9 protein-coding genes are annotated in these 15,755 nt (G+C 47.5%); 3 read left to right on the forward strand and 6 right to left on the reverse strand.

Annotation, left to right across the window (positions count from 1 at the left end; genetic code table 11):
• Nucleotides 1–49 precede the first annotated feature (49 nt).
• Nucleotides 50–169, forward strand: a complete 120-nt coding sequence (locus NSQ66_RS25075) for a YjcZ family sporulation protein (protein ID WP_212592220.1) — start codon at nucleotides 50–52, stop codon at nucleotides 167–169.
• Between the two features lie 558 nt (nucleotides 170–727).
• On the opposite strand, the gene NSQ66_RS25080 is transcribed toward NSQ66_RS25075, so the two are convergent.
• From NSQ66_RS25080 to NSQ66_RS25105, 6 genes are all read right to left on the reverse strand, one after another.
• Complete coding sequence (locus NSQ66_RS25080; protein WP_339279452.1) at nucleotides 728–8,578, reverse strand: glycoside hydrolase family 3 N-terminal domain-containing protein; 7,851 nt, start codon at nucleotides 8,576–8,578, stop codon at nucleotides 728–730.
• 262 nt (nucleotides 8,579–8,840) lie between these two features.
• Nucleotides 8,841–10,061, reverse strand: a complete 1,221-nt coding sequence (locus tag NSQ66_RS25085) for an ABC transporter permease (RefSeq protein WP_076099366.1) — start codon at nucleotides 10,059–10,061, stop codon at nucleotides 8,841–8,843.
• Nucleotide 10,062: 1 nt separating this feature from the next.
• Nucleotides 10,063–10,809: an ABC transporter ATP-binding protein gene (locus NSQ66_RS25090; protein ID WP_036679788.1), complete on the reverse strand. Its 747-nt coding sequence runs from the start codon at nucleotides 10,807–10,809 to the stop codon at nucleotides 10,063–10,065.
• On the reverse strand, nucleotides 10,806–12,314 hold the full coding sequence (locus NSQ66_RS25095) for a DEAD/DEAH box helicase (protein WP_076099367.1): 1,509 nt from the start codon (nucleotides 12,312–12,314) through the stop codon (nucleotides 10,806–10,808). The genes NSQ66_RS25090 and NSQ66_RS25095 overlap by 4 nt, the downstream gene beginning before the upstream one ends.
• A 97-nt stretch (nucleotides 12,315–12,411) precedes the next feature.
• The gene (locus tag NSQ66_RS25100; RefSeq protein ID WP_076099368.1) at nucleotides 12,412–13,188 is read right to left on the reverse strand and encodes an SDR family oxidoreductase; all 777 of its coding nucleotides are present in this window, start codon (nucleotides 13,186–13,188) and stop codon (nucleotides 12,412–12,414) included.
• A 28-nt stretch (nucleotides 13,189–13,216) separates the two neighbouring features.
• Entirely contained in the window at nucleotides 13,217–13,672 is a 456-nt protein-coding gene (locus NSQ66_RS25105) for a chemotaxis protein CheX (RefSeq protein ID WP_036679793.1), read from the reverse strand.
• 254 nt (nucleotides 13,673–13,926) lie between these two features.
• Between NSQ66_RS25105 and NSQ66_RS25110 the strand changes: the two genes are divergently transcribed.
• On the forward strand, nucleotides 13,927–14,829 hold the full coding sequence (locus tag NSQ66_RS25110; protein ID WP_038573173.1) for a LysR family transcriptional regulator: 903 nt from the start codon (nucleotides 13,927–13,929) through the stop codon (nucleotides 14,827–14,829).
• Between the two features lie 71 nt (nucleotides 14,830–14,900).
• Entirely contained in the window at nucleotides 14,901–15,710 is an 810-nt protein-coding gene (locus tag NSQ66_RS25115; RefSeq protein WP_038573175.1) for a histidinol-phosphatase, read from the forward strand.
• Nucleotides 15,711–15,755 lie beyond the last annotated feature (45 nt).

Below are 15,755 nucleotides of genomic sequence, written 5' to 3' on the forward strand. Positions count from 1 at the left end.
ACAATACGATGTACTCAAGTACAACACACACACCGAAAGGGGAATGAACATGAGCGAAGAAGTTAGAGGCGGATATGGATGTTGTGGAGGTGGCCCATTCACTAGCACTGGCGCCATCCTGGTTCTCTTTATCTTGCTGGTTATCATCAGCCGTTCACTTTTTGTCTAACCATTAATGACAGTCTCGGGAGAGAGCTTTAAGCTCTTTCCTATTTTCAATCCCTTTTTTTTACAATAGACGTGGGTGTCCAGTAGGTCATGATAATGGCTGCTGTGACGTCCACGTCTTTTTTTATTCCACCTTGGTCTAAGCACCAACCGCACCAACCTTCGTTACCCCAGATCACATTTGCCCGCACAAAGCAGCTATCGGACACCCCTGACCCTAAAGGCAGTATAATCCCATATTTTACTTACTTACGGACCCCAAAGCCGTTATTAGCATGCCAAACCCCAAATATGAACCTCTTCATAGGGAATAACGCCACTGGTGTCCGAATTTCCCCGATAAAGGTTATATATTTGCAAATAACGTCTGCGGGGTCCGTAAGCCTCCGGGGATAATTATGATCGGCGGCGGAGTTGCAGGCTTAATGTAGATCTAGCTAATGCGAACTTCTAAACTTAGATACTCACCCAATAACCACACCTAAAAAAGGCTGTCGCAAACGTAGAAAATCTACGGATGCGACAGCCCAAAAGCTAAAGTATCTTTACAACTGATGTATTACAGATTGTACAGGTTGTAGATCAAGACCGCTGCCTCTGCACGGGTGGTAACACCTTGTGGATGAATCCGCAAGCCGTCTCCCTTGATCAGGCCAGCACGTATTAGTGCTGCCACACTGTCACGTGCAAATGCTGATACTTGCTGGCTATCCGTGAAACTGGACATTGAAGCTCCGTTGCCGGCTGGAAGCTGTCTGCCGGCTGCTGCAATCGCTTTTGCAGCCAGTGTCATCATTTCCTGCCGCGTAACAGAAGCGTTAGGATCAAAGCTTCCATCTGGACGACCAGTGGTGATCCCCAACTGCTTCGCCATAGCCAACGCTTCATATCTGTAATCGCCAGGCTGCACATCTGTGAAGCTTTCTGCACTATCTCCTTCCAAGCCAAACGCTTTTATAAGCAGGAGCACAAAATCTCCCCGCTTCACTTCCGCTTGAGGCACAAATTGATCCTCTGTCATTCCGTTGATGATGCCTTTAGAGCCAAGCACCTCAATCGCATTGCGGGCCCACTCAAATTTGCCGATATCCCGGAATGTCTTCTCCGTAAAGGTGATACTGTACGTACCAGAGAGAATTCCTGTAAAGGAAACCATCCCCGTAGCAGCGTTATATCTGCCACTTGGAACAACCGTTAGAATCCCCAACGAATTCAGACTATGAATCGTTATATGTCCTTCTTTACCACGTTCTTCTGATTGTGGAGTATACGGCAGGGACACCTTAACCCGCATGTCAGAACTGTTCCATACGGCTTCCTTGCCATTGATAGTTACGCTCAGTTTAAATTCTGGGCGAGAATCTGAATCCACCTTGGTTATCGTAATTACCCATGGGGTTCCTGCCTCTTTTGCCGCTTGTTTCAGCAGACTACCTGGCAGCTCCAGCACACCAAATTCAGTATGAACGACCAATGAAGTCTTATCATCTGCAAAGATTATACCGTTTGGCAATTGCAGCTCATAACCCTTAGCTTTAGCTACTGCCGGTATATCAACAGTAACCGCTGAAGTTGCTCCACTTAAGCCTGCTGTAGCAGCCTTTTTCAAGCTTTCCAGGTCTATACTTGCTCTTGCCGCACCGGTATTACTGTTCAGCACTGGTGCTGCTGTAAGGATGGTGCTGCCTGTTACACTGCCTGCATTTCCGCTTGAATCCCCCCCTGTTGTTCCGCTGTTGCCACCACCTGAGGTACCCCCGCTTCCGGAAGTTGGTGCTGTCGTTGGCTGAGTAGTCGGTTCAGAGGTTGGACTTGGGGTTGGTTCAGGCGTTGCTGTTGGTGTAGGTGTTGGTGTTGGTTCAGGTTTATCCGCAGAAACGATATATTCAAAACTGGAAATATCACTTGGCTTCCAGCCCTCTTTTACAGCAATCGCCTTAATCGTCTTGCTCTTGCCTACATAAATCACTCCACTATACAGTTCGCTGGCTGCTGTAGGTACAGTGCCATCCAACGTGTAGTGAATAGACGCTCCAGCTGTAGCTGTAGTTAACTTCACAGCAACCTGCCCTGTATAAGTTCCCCCGGCAGGATCAGCCTGCGGTGCTGACACCGTCTTCATATCAACCGCTCCGCTGATCACATACGTGAATGGAGCTACAAAACTGTTCTCCATGCCCTCTTTTACCGCTATCGTACGAAGAACTGTGACTCCTGCTGCGTCAATAGTTCCGGTATAAAGTGGACTGTCTGCTGTAGGCAACGACCCATCGGTTGTGTAATGAATCTCTGCTCCTGATGTCGCTGTAGTAAGGCTGATCGTTTGTAATCCGCTGTAAGCTCCCGGTTTCAAAGAAGAAACAGGTAAGGAAGTCTTTGAATGAATCGGCTGCTCTCCTTCTTCCGTCCGTTCAAGCGTGAACCAATCTAGATTGGCACCGTCATTATTGAAGTTCATCCGTACTACCTGTTTTCCTTGCGCAAGTTGTACGACACCACTCGCCAGCGTGTAATTCGACCAGCCACCTGTAGTAGGCATAGGCACTGTCGAGAGTTTTGTACCATTTACAGATAGCGTAGTGCTTACTCCGCCTTGTGCTGTAGCATACCGATATACGATTTTATAAAATCCGGCTTCAATAATATCAAGCATATAATCCATGGAACCACCTGCAACGGTAAACCCGACATTTCTAAAATCCAGCACACCGCCAGTCAAGGTACTCTGAATTCCATTGGGTGTAGCATCGTAATAATTCTCGGCTTCCACTTTCAAAGAACCAGTGCCATCCATGATTACTTCAGTATAAGGTTCTATTTTAATACCACTAAGCTCGTATCCTGCTGATCCAGCTTGCAGGCGCAGCTTCTGTTCACCAGCCTTCAATTGAAGAACGGTGCGTATGCCAACGGTTTGCGAGTAAAGATTCGGCACATCAACGGTTCTTAATGTCTTCCCATCCTCCGTTTTATAAATAATGCCCTTAGGAGCACCATTCGCGGAAGTCACGGTAAGCGTAAAAGCATAGTTTCCATCCTGCGGCACATTTACCCAGTAATCAATGCTGTCTCCAGCATCAATGCCGGTCAGCTTCGCTCCACTGCCTTGGCCGCTGACTGTGATACCTTGAAGCTGGTAGAATTGATCCAATCCGTTCAAGCTTGTGACTTCTATAGGTGCTGTAGCACTAGTTGTTCCTAAGAGCTTAACCTCCGCACGCAGCACGCCGCCACCACTTGAATCGGCATAAGCATTTGCAGGCACATTCACGGTAAGCTGCAAATCACTATAATACGGGGTATGATCATTCCATGCCAGCGTCAGCTTCACATGGGTTGGGTCAAGTAAGGCAGCTGCCCCAATACTTACATGCCCCTGATCCTTACCTGGGCCAGAGACAGAAATGCTCTGAATGGCATCAGGATTAAACGTTCCTCCTATAAGGCTAACTACCAATTCATTCCCGTTCACTTGATAAGGAAGCGTGTTCGGAGAAAGACTGATGCTCTCTTCGTCGTTGATTGCTGTAACTATAAGTGGCAATTTCAGAACATGGACGCTGCCAAAAGACTGATTTGATTCTGTCTGATACACATCAGCGGTAACCGTAAGCGTACGATCAGTGTCGAAATCAATAGCTCGCGTCCCCGCTAATACGACCTTCGCTGTATAATCATCCACCCGGTATACGCTATCCACAACCGTTCCCTCGTAACCTTCAATAGACCAATAAGCGGTATCCAGTTCAGGTGCATATTTGTCATTTACTAGCTTGACGATAACTTCTGCACCCTCCTCATTTCCTTCTACCAAAGCAGTCTCCGATTGAAGCGCGGGTCCGATCGTAAGCGACTGCAGATGAAATCCTGCTCCATTTACTTTCATGGTCAGCGTCTGCTCCCCGGCAGGCAAGGTTACCGTTCCATTAGCTATTTGCCAATTGGACCATCCCCCCGTCTTCGTCAAAGCATAAGTCGCTGTCGTTACTGTTGCTCCATCCTCTCCCGTCAGCAGTTCCAGTTCTGCATCATCCTGATTAGTAGCATAGGAGATCAAGAGTGGGTAGGTACCGCTGGCAGGTACATTAATCTTGTACTTCATCCAATCGCCGGGGTCAGTATAACCCACTGCACCACCCGTCACTAACACCCCTGAAGCTGTAGTGTAGTCTTGCGCTTGAAGCACACCAGGAAGCTCATGTGATCCGGAAGGCGCTTGGCGTAAAGTTAATGAACGGATATTATAACCGTTCCCGTTCGTCTTCAAGGTGAGCTTGTGAATGCCCTTGTTCAGAAAGATCAAGGATTGATAATCTGCAAAATCTGTCATACTCTCCGTCTGCTGCACAATTGGAAGCGTAGCGATAACCTTACCATCTTCACTAATTTCCACCGATTTTCCGGCGCCATCGCTGAATTGAGCAGCATGCTTAAATTGAAGTGAATATTTACCGCTTTCTTTAACATCAATCACATAGTCGAAGGTGGACGAGGCGTCTGGCGCGAACCCGCCAATATAACCCTGCTCATTTACAGTGTAAACCCCTTGCGCTTCTTCAAAATCAACAGCATTCACTACACCCGGCACCGTCTGTATACCATTCAGACGTTCCCAGCTATAAGTGCCCACTGATTTCGCCGGCAGCACAGCACTAATTTGCGCACCGTCCACTAGCAATTTGAACGGCTGTGGATCCGACGTCTGGTTGATCACTACCGTCACAATCTCTTTTCCATCCGGACTAGCAAAAGCTACGTTCGTTACAGTGCTGCTTGAGCCGTAGTCACTATCAATCCGCACGTACCCCGGTTTAACGAATTTCGTATATTGGCCCATCAGATAATATTCTGGCAGCAGCCAGTAATGGTTACGGTCTCCCGAATCCTGCACAATCGGGGTTGGGTCTGGCGTTCCGGTCCACTGATGAGAGGCAATATCACTGTCCAGCATCGCTACCCAGGAGTTATAGCTGCGGGCCCAATTACGGAAATATTGAGCAATGCGGTCTGCGCCTGAGGTACCCCAGACTGCGCGTTCGGTCAAATATACATTTTTGTCAGGATAGAGATTATGGAGCTGGGTCATCAGACCAAGGTCACCGCCATAATCATGAAAAGCAGTTCCGTCCACCGCATCGTAGGCACCTAATTCAGGATTGCCTAGGATTTGTGCTGGATAGGCCATCGTGTCACCAGGATTATGATCAAATGTCCACAGCTTCACGTCTTTAAAACCATGTTCATCTAATTCCTTCCGCAGCAGTTTAGCCAGCTGTGCTTCTTGCTCCCACGGCATTTTGGTGCTTGGATATTCAATTTCCAGCAAAGGTTCATTCTGCAAGGTCAGACCTTCAAAGGTAATTCCCAGCTTCTCGTACTCCTGTACGAATTTAAGATAATATTTGGCCAGTACAGGCAGATATTCATCCTTCACTTGGCCTTTGATCATACTGTCTGTAGTCTTCATCCAACCCGGCGGGCTCCAAGGTGAGGCAAAAAACTTAATATCCGGGTTGATGTTTTGAATTTTTTTAACCGTGCTGATGATATGGTAGTCAATGTCCTTTTGGATGGAGAAATGCTCCAAATTAATGTCGGTTTGTCCTGGAGGCATATCATCGTAGGTATAAAATTGTTTATCTGTAAAGTCAGCCGTCCCAATCGTCAACCGGAGCATACTCATTCCGATCCCTGATACAGGATTAATCATTTTCCGCAGCAATTCCTCCTGCTTCGCCGCAGACATCTTCGCCAGATTATTAACCGTCGATTCCTCCATGGAGGTACCGATCCCTAGAATAGATTGATATTTCCGGTCAGGATCAATATGGATCTCTGTACCTGCCTTCACGTCAGGAACCACAATATCCAGCTTCGCCTGCTCTTCCAGCTTCAAATCACCCTCTTGATAACGGTCAGCATAATACCATTTCCGATCGGAAGGATCTCGCTCACTCGATACCCAGGAGCTAACTACATCTGACTTAATAACATGTTTAGTGCTTTCCCCGCCATCTCCGGGATTTGATGGATCTACAGGCACATCACCTGTTCGAGTGAAGCTCACCCAGTTCAGGTTGATATCCCCACCGGTAAATTCCAGACGGATCTTTTGCAATCCTGCCTTCTTAAACACAACATTTTCTACAGCTTTCGTCTGCCAATTCTGCCAGCCACCTGTTGAGGTCACGCTTAATGTTCCTAGCTTGGTTCCCTCTGCTGATTTGATGTTGATGCCTGTAGTGCCACTATTAACGGAATAGCGGAAATCGGCTTGATACGTACCTGCTTGCGCCACATTCACGTTATATTCGAGCCACTGTCCAGCCGAGGTATAGCCGACATCGAGACCGCCACCTATATCCTGCGTGTTTTCAGTTTGCAGTCCTGCGCTTTTGTTCAAAAAGTCCTCTGCTTCAATTTTGCCGGGAACCGGCAGGGAAGGAATCTCTGGAGCTTCCGGATCGACAGGAGCGGTTGGAAGCTTTGGTGTTTTCTCATTTTTGGTCAAGCCATATCCCGTTTTGAACAACACATTGGTACTGTTATTGTCTGCCGGATAATTATTCAAAGTGAATGGCCAACGAATTGGATTTTTGCCTACAAAATCCTTAGTACCAAATAACACATCAGCTACTCCAGCACCCTCTGTACCTGGTAGCCAAGCTGCCACAAGCCCATCCCAATCTTCCACTTGGCTGGCTATCGTCATTGGACGTCCAGACACCAATACGACGATAAGCGGAATATTAGGATCAGCAGCACGTATATTCGCAAGTGTCGCCAGATCCTGCTCATCCAGATTCAAGCTGGTCCGGTCGCCATCGGTCTCGGCGTAAGGTGTCTCACCGATAACAGCGATCGCCGCATCATAACCCGCAGCTCCCCGCCCGTTCAGGTTATATTTGACCGTTGTAGAAGCAGGAACAGCCTCCTTTATCCCTTCGAGGATCGTCGTGCCTTCAGTTATATTGCCCGACTTCCCTTGCCAAGTGATCGACCAACCACCGGCTTGGTTACCGATATTATTAGCGTTTTTACCTGCTACGAATATTTTATCCATCCCGCTTAATTGCGATAGAATTGGACTTCCATTTACCTCATCGTTCTTCAAAAGAACAAGCGACTCCGCCACAGCTTGGCGGGCTAATTTGCGGCTTTCTGCTGAGCCAAATGCACTCAACAGATCCGGTTCGCTTTTGGGATGCTCGAACAATCCTGAAGCGATTTTGACATGCAGGATACGTTCTGCCGCATCATCTATGCGCTCAGTAGTAATTTTACCTTCGCCTACAAGTTCTGTGATGTACTTAATCGTATCCTTCCAAACGGTCGGCATCATGAACATATCGACTCCGGCGTTTACGGACACATACAGCTGGTTCTTCAATCCGCTAACTGCTTTGCCCTCGCTATCCACTGTGATTTGCTGCACAGCGTTATAATCCGAAATCACGAAACCGGTAAAGCCAAGCCCGCCATTTTTCTTGTCACCCTTCAAAACATCGGTCAGTAAATGTTTATGGGCATGCATTTTAAGACCTTGGATGCTGTGATAGGAGGCCATAACCGTCTGCACCCCTGCGTCTACAGCTGCTTTATAAATTTTCAAATCCTTATCCATGATCTCTTGCTCGGTATATTTAGTGATGTTGCCTTGATTTACACCATTATCTGTATAACCTTCACCTAGATAATGTTTTGCTGTTGCCGTGATTGTATCTGTCCCTGCCAATGCAGCAGCAGTCCGTCCTTGCAGTCCAAACACATAAGCCGCACCTAGTTCTGCTGAAATATCCTGATTATCACTAAAACCTTCATAGGTTCTACCCCATCTTGCATTATGAGGGGAGGCTATCGTTGGGGCAAATGTCCAGTTCGCTCCTGTTGCGGCTACTTCCCTAGCAGCAGCTGCACCAATAAGCTCAGTCAATGCGGGATCATTAGCAGCCCCTAGGCCAATATTATGCAGAAAAAGCGTTGCGCCTTTGACATTGTTATGTCCATGCACCGCATCCACCCCATAGAGCAGCGGAATGCCTAATCTGGTAGACAATGCACCATCCTGATAGCTATCTATCAAGTCTCTCCAGTTAACGCGGGTACTGTCACTTTCTTTTCCGTTAGGGAATGAGCCTCCCCCGCTGAGTACAGAGCCAAGAGCATATTTCTGTACCTCCTCAGGAGTGACGGCAGCTCTTTCTGCTTGAACCATCTGCCCAATCTTCTCTTCCAGCGTCATTCGGGATAATAGATCCGCAGTGCGCTCCTCCACACTTTTTGTGGGATCATAGTACACTGGAACTCCTGCGGCATCCGCTGCGGCCCGTGGTATACCCGCCTCAAGCACATTCAAGAATAAGGATGATAGTAAAAGCGCCACCATGAATATTGATAATCTTCTTTTCACGCCTGAATCCTCCCCCAATACTGTTTTGTTGGTACGGATGACTACGCCTATGAATGGAAGCGTATACATGATGTAAGATACAGGCTTATTATGCTGGAGCTATCTGGTAAAAGACATACAGCATTTTTTAAATACTCTGTTCCGTTTTTGCAAATTTAAGGACTTGCCCGGCTCAAATTATGCTTCCAGCAAAAAAAGGCTCTCTCATTCGTAGAATTTCTCTACTGTGAGACAGCCTTTTTATTGTGACTATGAAATTGCTTTACAAATCGTCGTCATCCAATCGTGCCGCTTTGCGGGACAAGTATCCTTTAAACAGGAAGACTACCACAATACCTGCCGCTAAGGTAAAGATCACTGGCATCAGACGGTCACCTATGGAAGCTAAGAAAGGTAATCCAAGAATCAATGCCACAACCAGATGCGCACGGAATACAAATTGTGTCGTGTTGTCCGCCTTACTGCCTTCAGGAAAAGGATACACTGTCAGCCAAAAAGACTCGCTATGCAATTTGCGGAGTGCCGACAATTGAACACCAATGATGAACAGGAAGAACAAATAAATTCCGGTGCCAAAGTAACTATCACGGTTCCACCAATTCAGCAGCAGAGCCAGCACCGATATCCGCATAATGATTCCAAAGATATCGCCCCGGGCAAAGCTTTTGGTCAGCAGATACCGATAAGCAGTATCCTTACACCAAGGCAGTTTAGCGCCCCATTTGGAAAGATAACGGCGGGAATACACCCGTTGCTCACGGCCGGGTACATCCACGAACCAGCCCAGAACCATCAGCGCACGTGCACCTTGATTGTTTTCCATGGCGATCAGTCTTTCCCATGGCACAGCGTGACGCCCAGGCACAGACAGTGCAGCAAGATAGGCTGCTGCCAATAACACCATAAATATCAGGCTTGGGCCGGCAGGCTGCCACAGCCAAGCGGCAATAATCAAACCTCCAACTGCCCAGCGCAAGAAAGCAAACACACCCGCCATCGGACGTGACAGCATAGCTATCTCTTTCCATAATCCATAGCTCGCGATCAGCTTCACAGCAATCAGGATCAATACTGTAAATAAAAGTCGCTTGGGAGAATCATCTGTACGTATGTACAACGGCCAAAGGGTAATCAGTACAAATAACAAACGAATGATCTTCCACACGTTTCCACTGACCCAGGAGGGTGCAAAATATTCCTTCATGCGGTGACCCTGAGGCAGCAGAAAGATCGTATCCGGGGTCTGCAAATAGGTTCGGAAGCCGCTATGCACTGTCGCAGGCAACAGTAATGCTAACATAATCCAGCGAATGGGAATGCCTTCAGGTACATTTTGTAACAGCGATGTATACCAAGCAGAGAAGACGATCAACACGAACAGGAAGACCATGGCTACGCCGCTTTGAATGATATATCCCACATAAGGAAGCATACTTCCCATGAATCGACCGCGCCGCGTGCGCCGCAGCTCTTTCAAATCCATATTATTTCCCTCCCTGAACCAGCTCGTAGAACAGCTGCTCCAAAGTCAGCCCCTGATGCCCGGCAGTTGCCGCTATTTCCGCCAACGTACCCTGTGCAATCACCTTACCTTTATGCAATACAATAAAACGGTCGCAATAATTCTCTATTGTGGAAAGAATATGAGAGCTCAACAGAATCGACGATCCAGAGTTCTTAAGATCCATCATGAAATCAAGCAAGGAGCGGATACCTAGTGGATCCAATCCTAAAAAAGGCTCATCGATGACATATAATGCAGGCCGTGCAACGAAAGCGCACATGATCATAACCTTCTGTTTCATCCCTTTGGATAGATGGGTCGACAGGGTGTCCATCTTATCCTCCATATGGAACAGCTTGGCAAGATGCGAGGTGCGGGATTCATAATCCTTTTGATCTACCCCATAAGCTCTGGCAGTAAATTCAACATGCTCACGAACCGTCATTTCGTCATACAGTAGCGGCGATTCCGGTACAAAAGACAACGCATTATTGTATCCAACGGGATCTTCAGCACGCGTCTTGCCCTGTACGGTGATATCGCCCTTATGGGGCGACATCAATCCTAGAATATGCTTCATCGTCGTACTTTTTCCTGCTCCGTTTAAACCAATCAATCCAACCATTTCGCCAGGCTGCACCTGAAGTGCAATATCATGCAGCACTGGCTTATTCAGGCTGTACCCACCACTGAGACCCGTAATTTGCAATACGGGAGCATTATTCATTGACCGTCACCTCTCGGAGTTTTGTCTTTCAACCACTTTGGAGCTCCTTTATTTTTACGGTTCTTCTCACGTTCCGCATTGCTGCTGCGTTTGCTCCGTGCAGGAGTCGCATCTCCGCGTGCTCCCGCAGAAGGATTCGCGCTGCGCTGTGGATCGCGCTGTTGTTCTCCGCTTGTTGTTTCACTTGTGTTAATCGTAGCCATTCTTTTGGCAGGCGGTGTACCTGCTCCAACGGCTGGCGACTGAACATTGGAGGCTCCAGATGTGCTTACAGGTGGCTTGCCGCTGCGTGGAGCGGATCCATCACGGCGTTGCCCACTGCCTTCACTACTCCGTCCCCGTCCATTGTGCAAAGCGCTGCGCGCTTCATCTGCTGCAAGCACCTTACCACCGACCATCTCCCGCTCCTCAAGCGCAATATCCAATTCGCGGGCGAATTTCCGCATGATAAAGGTCTGTTGCTCTGTAACAATTGTTACAGATAAGCCGCGGCGTCCCATCCGTCCGGTACGGCCTGCACGGTGTACATAATGTTCAGAATCAAAAGCAGGATCGTAGCTAACTACCAAAGAAAGATTCTCAATATCCAGTCCTCTGGCAGCTACGTCACTGGCAACAAGCACACGAAATTTGCCTTCCCGGAAACCTTTTAATACATTGCTGCGCGTTACCTTATCGGCATCTCCGTAAAGTGCTGCCGCAGTAAGCCCAAGATGATTCAGCTTAGCCTCAACCTCGGCAATATCGTCTGTAGCATTCACGAACACAATCGCTTTATCGGGATTGTAATGGCGAATCACCCGGCGCAGCATGTCCATTTTGTTACGCTCTTCAGCAACAACATAATGATGCTCCAAACTTTCAGCAGTCATTACACCTGGAGCAATCCCAACCTCTGCCGGGTTCTTCATTTCACGATTAGCCAGCGCTTTCGTCTCTGGTCCGATCGTTGCCGACAGCATAACAAGCTGGCGTGAACGCAGCGCACTGCTGACAATTTTTGTGACTTCGCCGGCTCCGCTAAGCTGGAACATTTGGTCCGCCTCATCCAGAACAATAGTACTGACTTCATGCATCTTCAATTTACGAAGTCCAATCAGCTCGCGGATCCGCCCAGGTGTTCCCACAACTAGCTGTGGATGCTCACGCAGCTTGTCAATCTGGCGTTTGATTGCGGCGCCGCCAATAAGACCCATAACTCGGATTCCGCGCTGTTCGCCATAACGCTCCGCCTCGCGTAAGATTTGCATCGCCAGCTCCTGTGTAGGGGCGAGCACCAGCTTTTGGACCACCTTCTGCTCCGGATTAATCGTTTGAAGCAGCGGCAATAGATAGGCCAGCGTCTTACCCGTTCCAGTCTGGGAAGCTGCAATAACATCTCTTCCCTCTAGTAGAAGCGGTATTGTCTGCTCTTGTACCGGGGATGGAGCGTTAATGCCGAATTCCGACAACCGGGCAATGAGGTCTTCCTGAATGCCGATAGCCGCAAAAGAAGCTTTATTCATAAGTGTAATTCATCCTTTTCGCTTGAGATAATATCTTCATTATATGCCAAAAAGGCCTCTCCACCAAATGGAAGGCCAATAAAGCTGACAACAGGGTCTATTTTCTGTTCATCGCATTATAAGTAAGCTTGTCCGCCAGGCGAGGAAACAGCCCGTAAAGCCGTATGCCAAACCCTGCCAGACCCGGAAGATCGAGCTCTTCTTTGCCGGTCTCCATAACCTTAACGATCTTAGAAGATACATGCTCTGGGGTCATCATCATCCGGGCTACACTCTTCTCATAATTGCCAGACGGGTCTGCCGTTTTGAAAAAATCGGTGGCGATAGGCCCCGGGTTCACAGCCGAGACGATAATTCCGCTCTTCCGCAGCTCCTGACGGAGCGCATTTGTGAATCCGAGAACAGCATGTTTGGTAGCTGTGTAGGCTACGGATTTGGCTGTGCCTATCTTCCCTGCCATGGAAGCCACATTTACAATCTGGCCGCTTCCCCGCTCCAGCATATGTGGAACAACAGCCTTCGTGCACCGGACAATCCCCATGTAGTTAACATCCATCATATCGTCAAATTCATGAGGCTCCATCTCCGTAAAAGCAGCAAATTTGCCGTACCCTGCGTTATTTAGCAAAATATCAATTCTGCCATATGCGGCCAAAATTTGTGCGAAGGTCTTCTGAACACCTACAGCATCTGTTACGTCACAGGTGTACAGTCCAAAAACGCCCGGGATACCGGCCGCTGTTTCTTTCAGCTTCGCTTCAGAACGTGCTACCAGGACGGGGATTGCCCCCTTTTTACTAAGCATCTGTGCCGTTAATGCACCAATGCCGCTGGACGCTCCTGTAATCACAACAACCTTATCTTTGAGTACCATGAAAAGTATTTCAGCTCCTAACTCTTGCCTAAGAGATCATCACCTGAATATCCATCTCTCCAACCCCATCCATCAACAACGGAATACTAAGCGCTTTACGAGGCATAAAAGACATGCTTTCCATCTTCATAATCTGAGGAGGGCTTATATCCACCGAAACACCTTGATTATATAGAATGGTACTGGCATTCCCACTGATCATATTGCTCAGCTCTGAAATTGCACTTTGACCCATCTCATCCATCTCGGTGATCACAAAGCCTCCCATCATAATCGATACCATTCGCAAGGCTACCTGCTCCGCGATACCAAATATAATATTTCCGCTCAGTTGGCCTGTCATCCCTACTTGAATCCATATATGATTATCGATCAGTTCAATTTCTTTAATGCCTAAACTCCCCGTAGAAGGCGAGACCTGAATTACTTGTTCTATAACAGTCCGTGCAGACTCTAGAAACGGATTAATTACTTCTGCTTTCATGAATGTCTAGTCTCCCCCTTTATCGTGCTTTGGTCATATACCAAAAGTCCCAAGCAATATGGATATATTATACTTTATATATCGGCACAATTCAGCAAAAATTAATGCATATGTCGAATTCAAACCCAAGATAGTTTACGCAGCAACATTGCTCTGCCGGGTATTATCTCCTATAATTTAAACAAATGCCAACGTGGAACGTAAGATATTAACGCAATTACAGATCCAATTCGATGGTCCAAAGGAGGTATTCCATGAACATCAGCCAGCTGGAGACACTAATAACAATTTCCAAAACGATGAGCTTTCGCAAGGCCGGAGAACTGCTTAATCTGACCCAACCAGCGGTTTCAGCACAGATTAAGAGCCTTGAAGAAGAGTTCAAGACTCAGCTGGTTGACCGAAACCAGCCAGTTACATTAACGGATAGAGGGACTGTCTTTCTGGAGCATGCGGAACAAATAGTGAGGATTGTCGAGGAACTTAAGGAACGGCTTGCAGATCTTGATGAAAATCCCCAAGGTCATATAGTTCTAGGCACAACTACCTCAATCGCCATTCAAATTTTACCGCGTATTCTATCTTATTTTAAAGACCAGTTCCCCCATATCAAAACATCAATTTCCTCTATGTCCTCATCACAAATTTATCAGCATGTCGAAAACGGCATTGTTGATGTCGGCATCGGTTATTTAATTGGACGTAGCCCGGGCATGTCTACTTCCATTTTGTATTATGATACCTTCGAACTGGTGGTCTCTCCCAGACACCCTCTCGCTCAAGTGAAGACCGCTGGGATAGAAGCCTTAAGCAAGACCCCGCTAATTCTGCTCTCACCAGATACAGTGGGCCGTAAATTTGCGGATGAGGTTCTGAACAAACATGGCATTCAACCTCAGGTCATTATGGAGCTGACCAGCAGCGAGGAAGTGAAACGGATGGTCGAGCTCGATTTGGGCGCCGCCATTATTTCCAAGCAGTCAGTAACCGCTGAGGTTCGAGCCGGCACCCTCAAAATTGTGCCAATTATTGAGCTGGAAGTCACCCATCCTGTTGGCGTGATCACAAAATCAGGAAAATACGTAAACTCTGCTATGAGGCAGTTCCTAAGCGATCTTAAAGGCATGCCGGAAACCCAATTTATCGGGTCTGAATAAATCCCACCCACAAAGTGGAACCGATTACTTCTGAGCTGATTGCATAACCTTGTTTAAAGGAGATGTTCTTGATGAAATTTGATTTACACACCCATCATTTCCGCTGTGGCCATGCTGACGGAACGATTAGAGATTATATCGAAGCTGGGATTGCCGCTGGATTAGGAGTTATAGGTATTTCCGATCATACTCCCTATTTCGGAGATCCATCCGATCAGGCTTTTCCCAAAATCGCAATGGCTAAATCCGAATTTGCTAATTATGTAGATGATGTTCTCTCCCTCAAAAAAGAGTACGAAGGCGTTATCGACGTACTGTTAGGCATCGAATCAGATTACTTCCCCGAACATGCTGAGATATACCGTAAGACATTATCCGCCTACCCTTTTGATTATGTGATTGGATCGGTACATAGTGTTGGTGGAGTCAGCATTTTTAACAAAGGGCGCTGGAAAAACCTTAGCAAAAATGAGAAGATCCGCGTGAAGTCTGAATATTACCGGTTAATTGCTGATTCCGCACGCAGTGGTATGTTCCAAATACTCGGACATGTTGATGCGATGAAGGGGAATTATCCTGCTTTTTCCGAAATCCCTGCACCTCAGCCGATTGACGATTGTCTGCGTGTAATCAGTGAATGTGACGTGGCCATCGAAATCAATACCTCAGGCGGGACTAAGCTGGTCGGCGGCTGGTATCCCTCTGAAGATATTCTGGAGCGGGCACTACATTTTGGCGTAGAGGTTAGTTTTGGTTCGGATGCACATAAGCCGTCCCGGGTCGCCGAGGATCGGGACGCGGTAGCTGCACAGCTTAAAGAAATAGGCTTTACACACTGGGTTTATTACAAGCAGCGCCAAAAAGTCAAAGTTTCTCTGTAAACAAGCTTAAACGCCTTCGCCGTCCCTATAAGGACGGTAAGCGTT

This window comes from Paenibacillus sp. FSL H3-0329, from assembly GCF_037963285.1.
Classification (GTDB): Bacteria; Bacillota; Bacilli; order Paenibacillales; family Paenibacillaceae; genus Paenibacillus_AQ; species Paenibacillus_AQ odorifer.

Bases quoted from the DNA above. Each gene is read 5' to 3' on its own strand.
- NSQ66_RS25075 (WP_212592220.1), top strand. From the start codon at position 50: ATGAGCGAAGAAGTTAGAGGCGGATATGGATGTTGTGGAGGTGGCCCA.
- NSQ66_RS25085 (WP_076099366.1), bottom strand. From the start codon at position 10,061: ATGGATTTGAAAGAGCTGCGGCGCACGCGGCGCGGTCGATTCATGGGA.
- NSQ66_RS25090 (WP_036679788.1), bottom strand. From the start codon at position 10,809: ATGAATAATGCTCCCGTATTGCAAATTACGGGTCTCAGTGGTGGGTAC.
- NSQ66_RS25095 (WP_076099367.1), bottom strand. From the start codon at position 12,314: ATGAATAAAGCTTCTTTTGCGGCTATCGGCATTCAGGAAGACCTCATT.
- NSQ66_RS25100 (WP_076099368.1), bottom strand. From the start codon at position 13,188: ATGGTACTCAAAGATAAGGTTGTTGTGATTACAGGAGCGTCCAGCGGC.
- NSQ66_RS25105 (WP_036679793.1), bottom strand. From the start codon at position 13,672: ATGAAAGCAGAAGTAATTAATCCGTTTCTAGAGTCTGCACGGACTGTT.
- NSQ66_RS25110 (WP_038573173.1), top strand. From the start codon at position 13,927: ATGAACATCAGCCAGCTGGAGACACTAATAACAATTTCCAAAACGATG.
- NSQ66_RS25115 (WP_038573175.1), top strand. From the start codon at position 14,901: ATGAAATTTGATTTACACACCCATCATTTCCGCTGTGGCCATGCTGAC.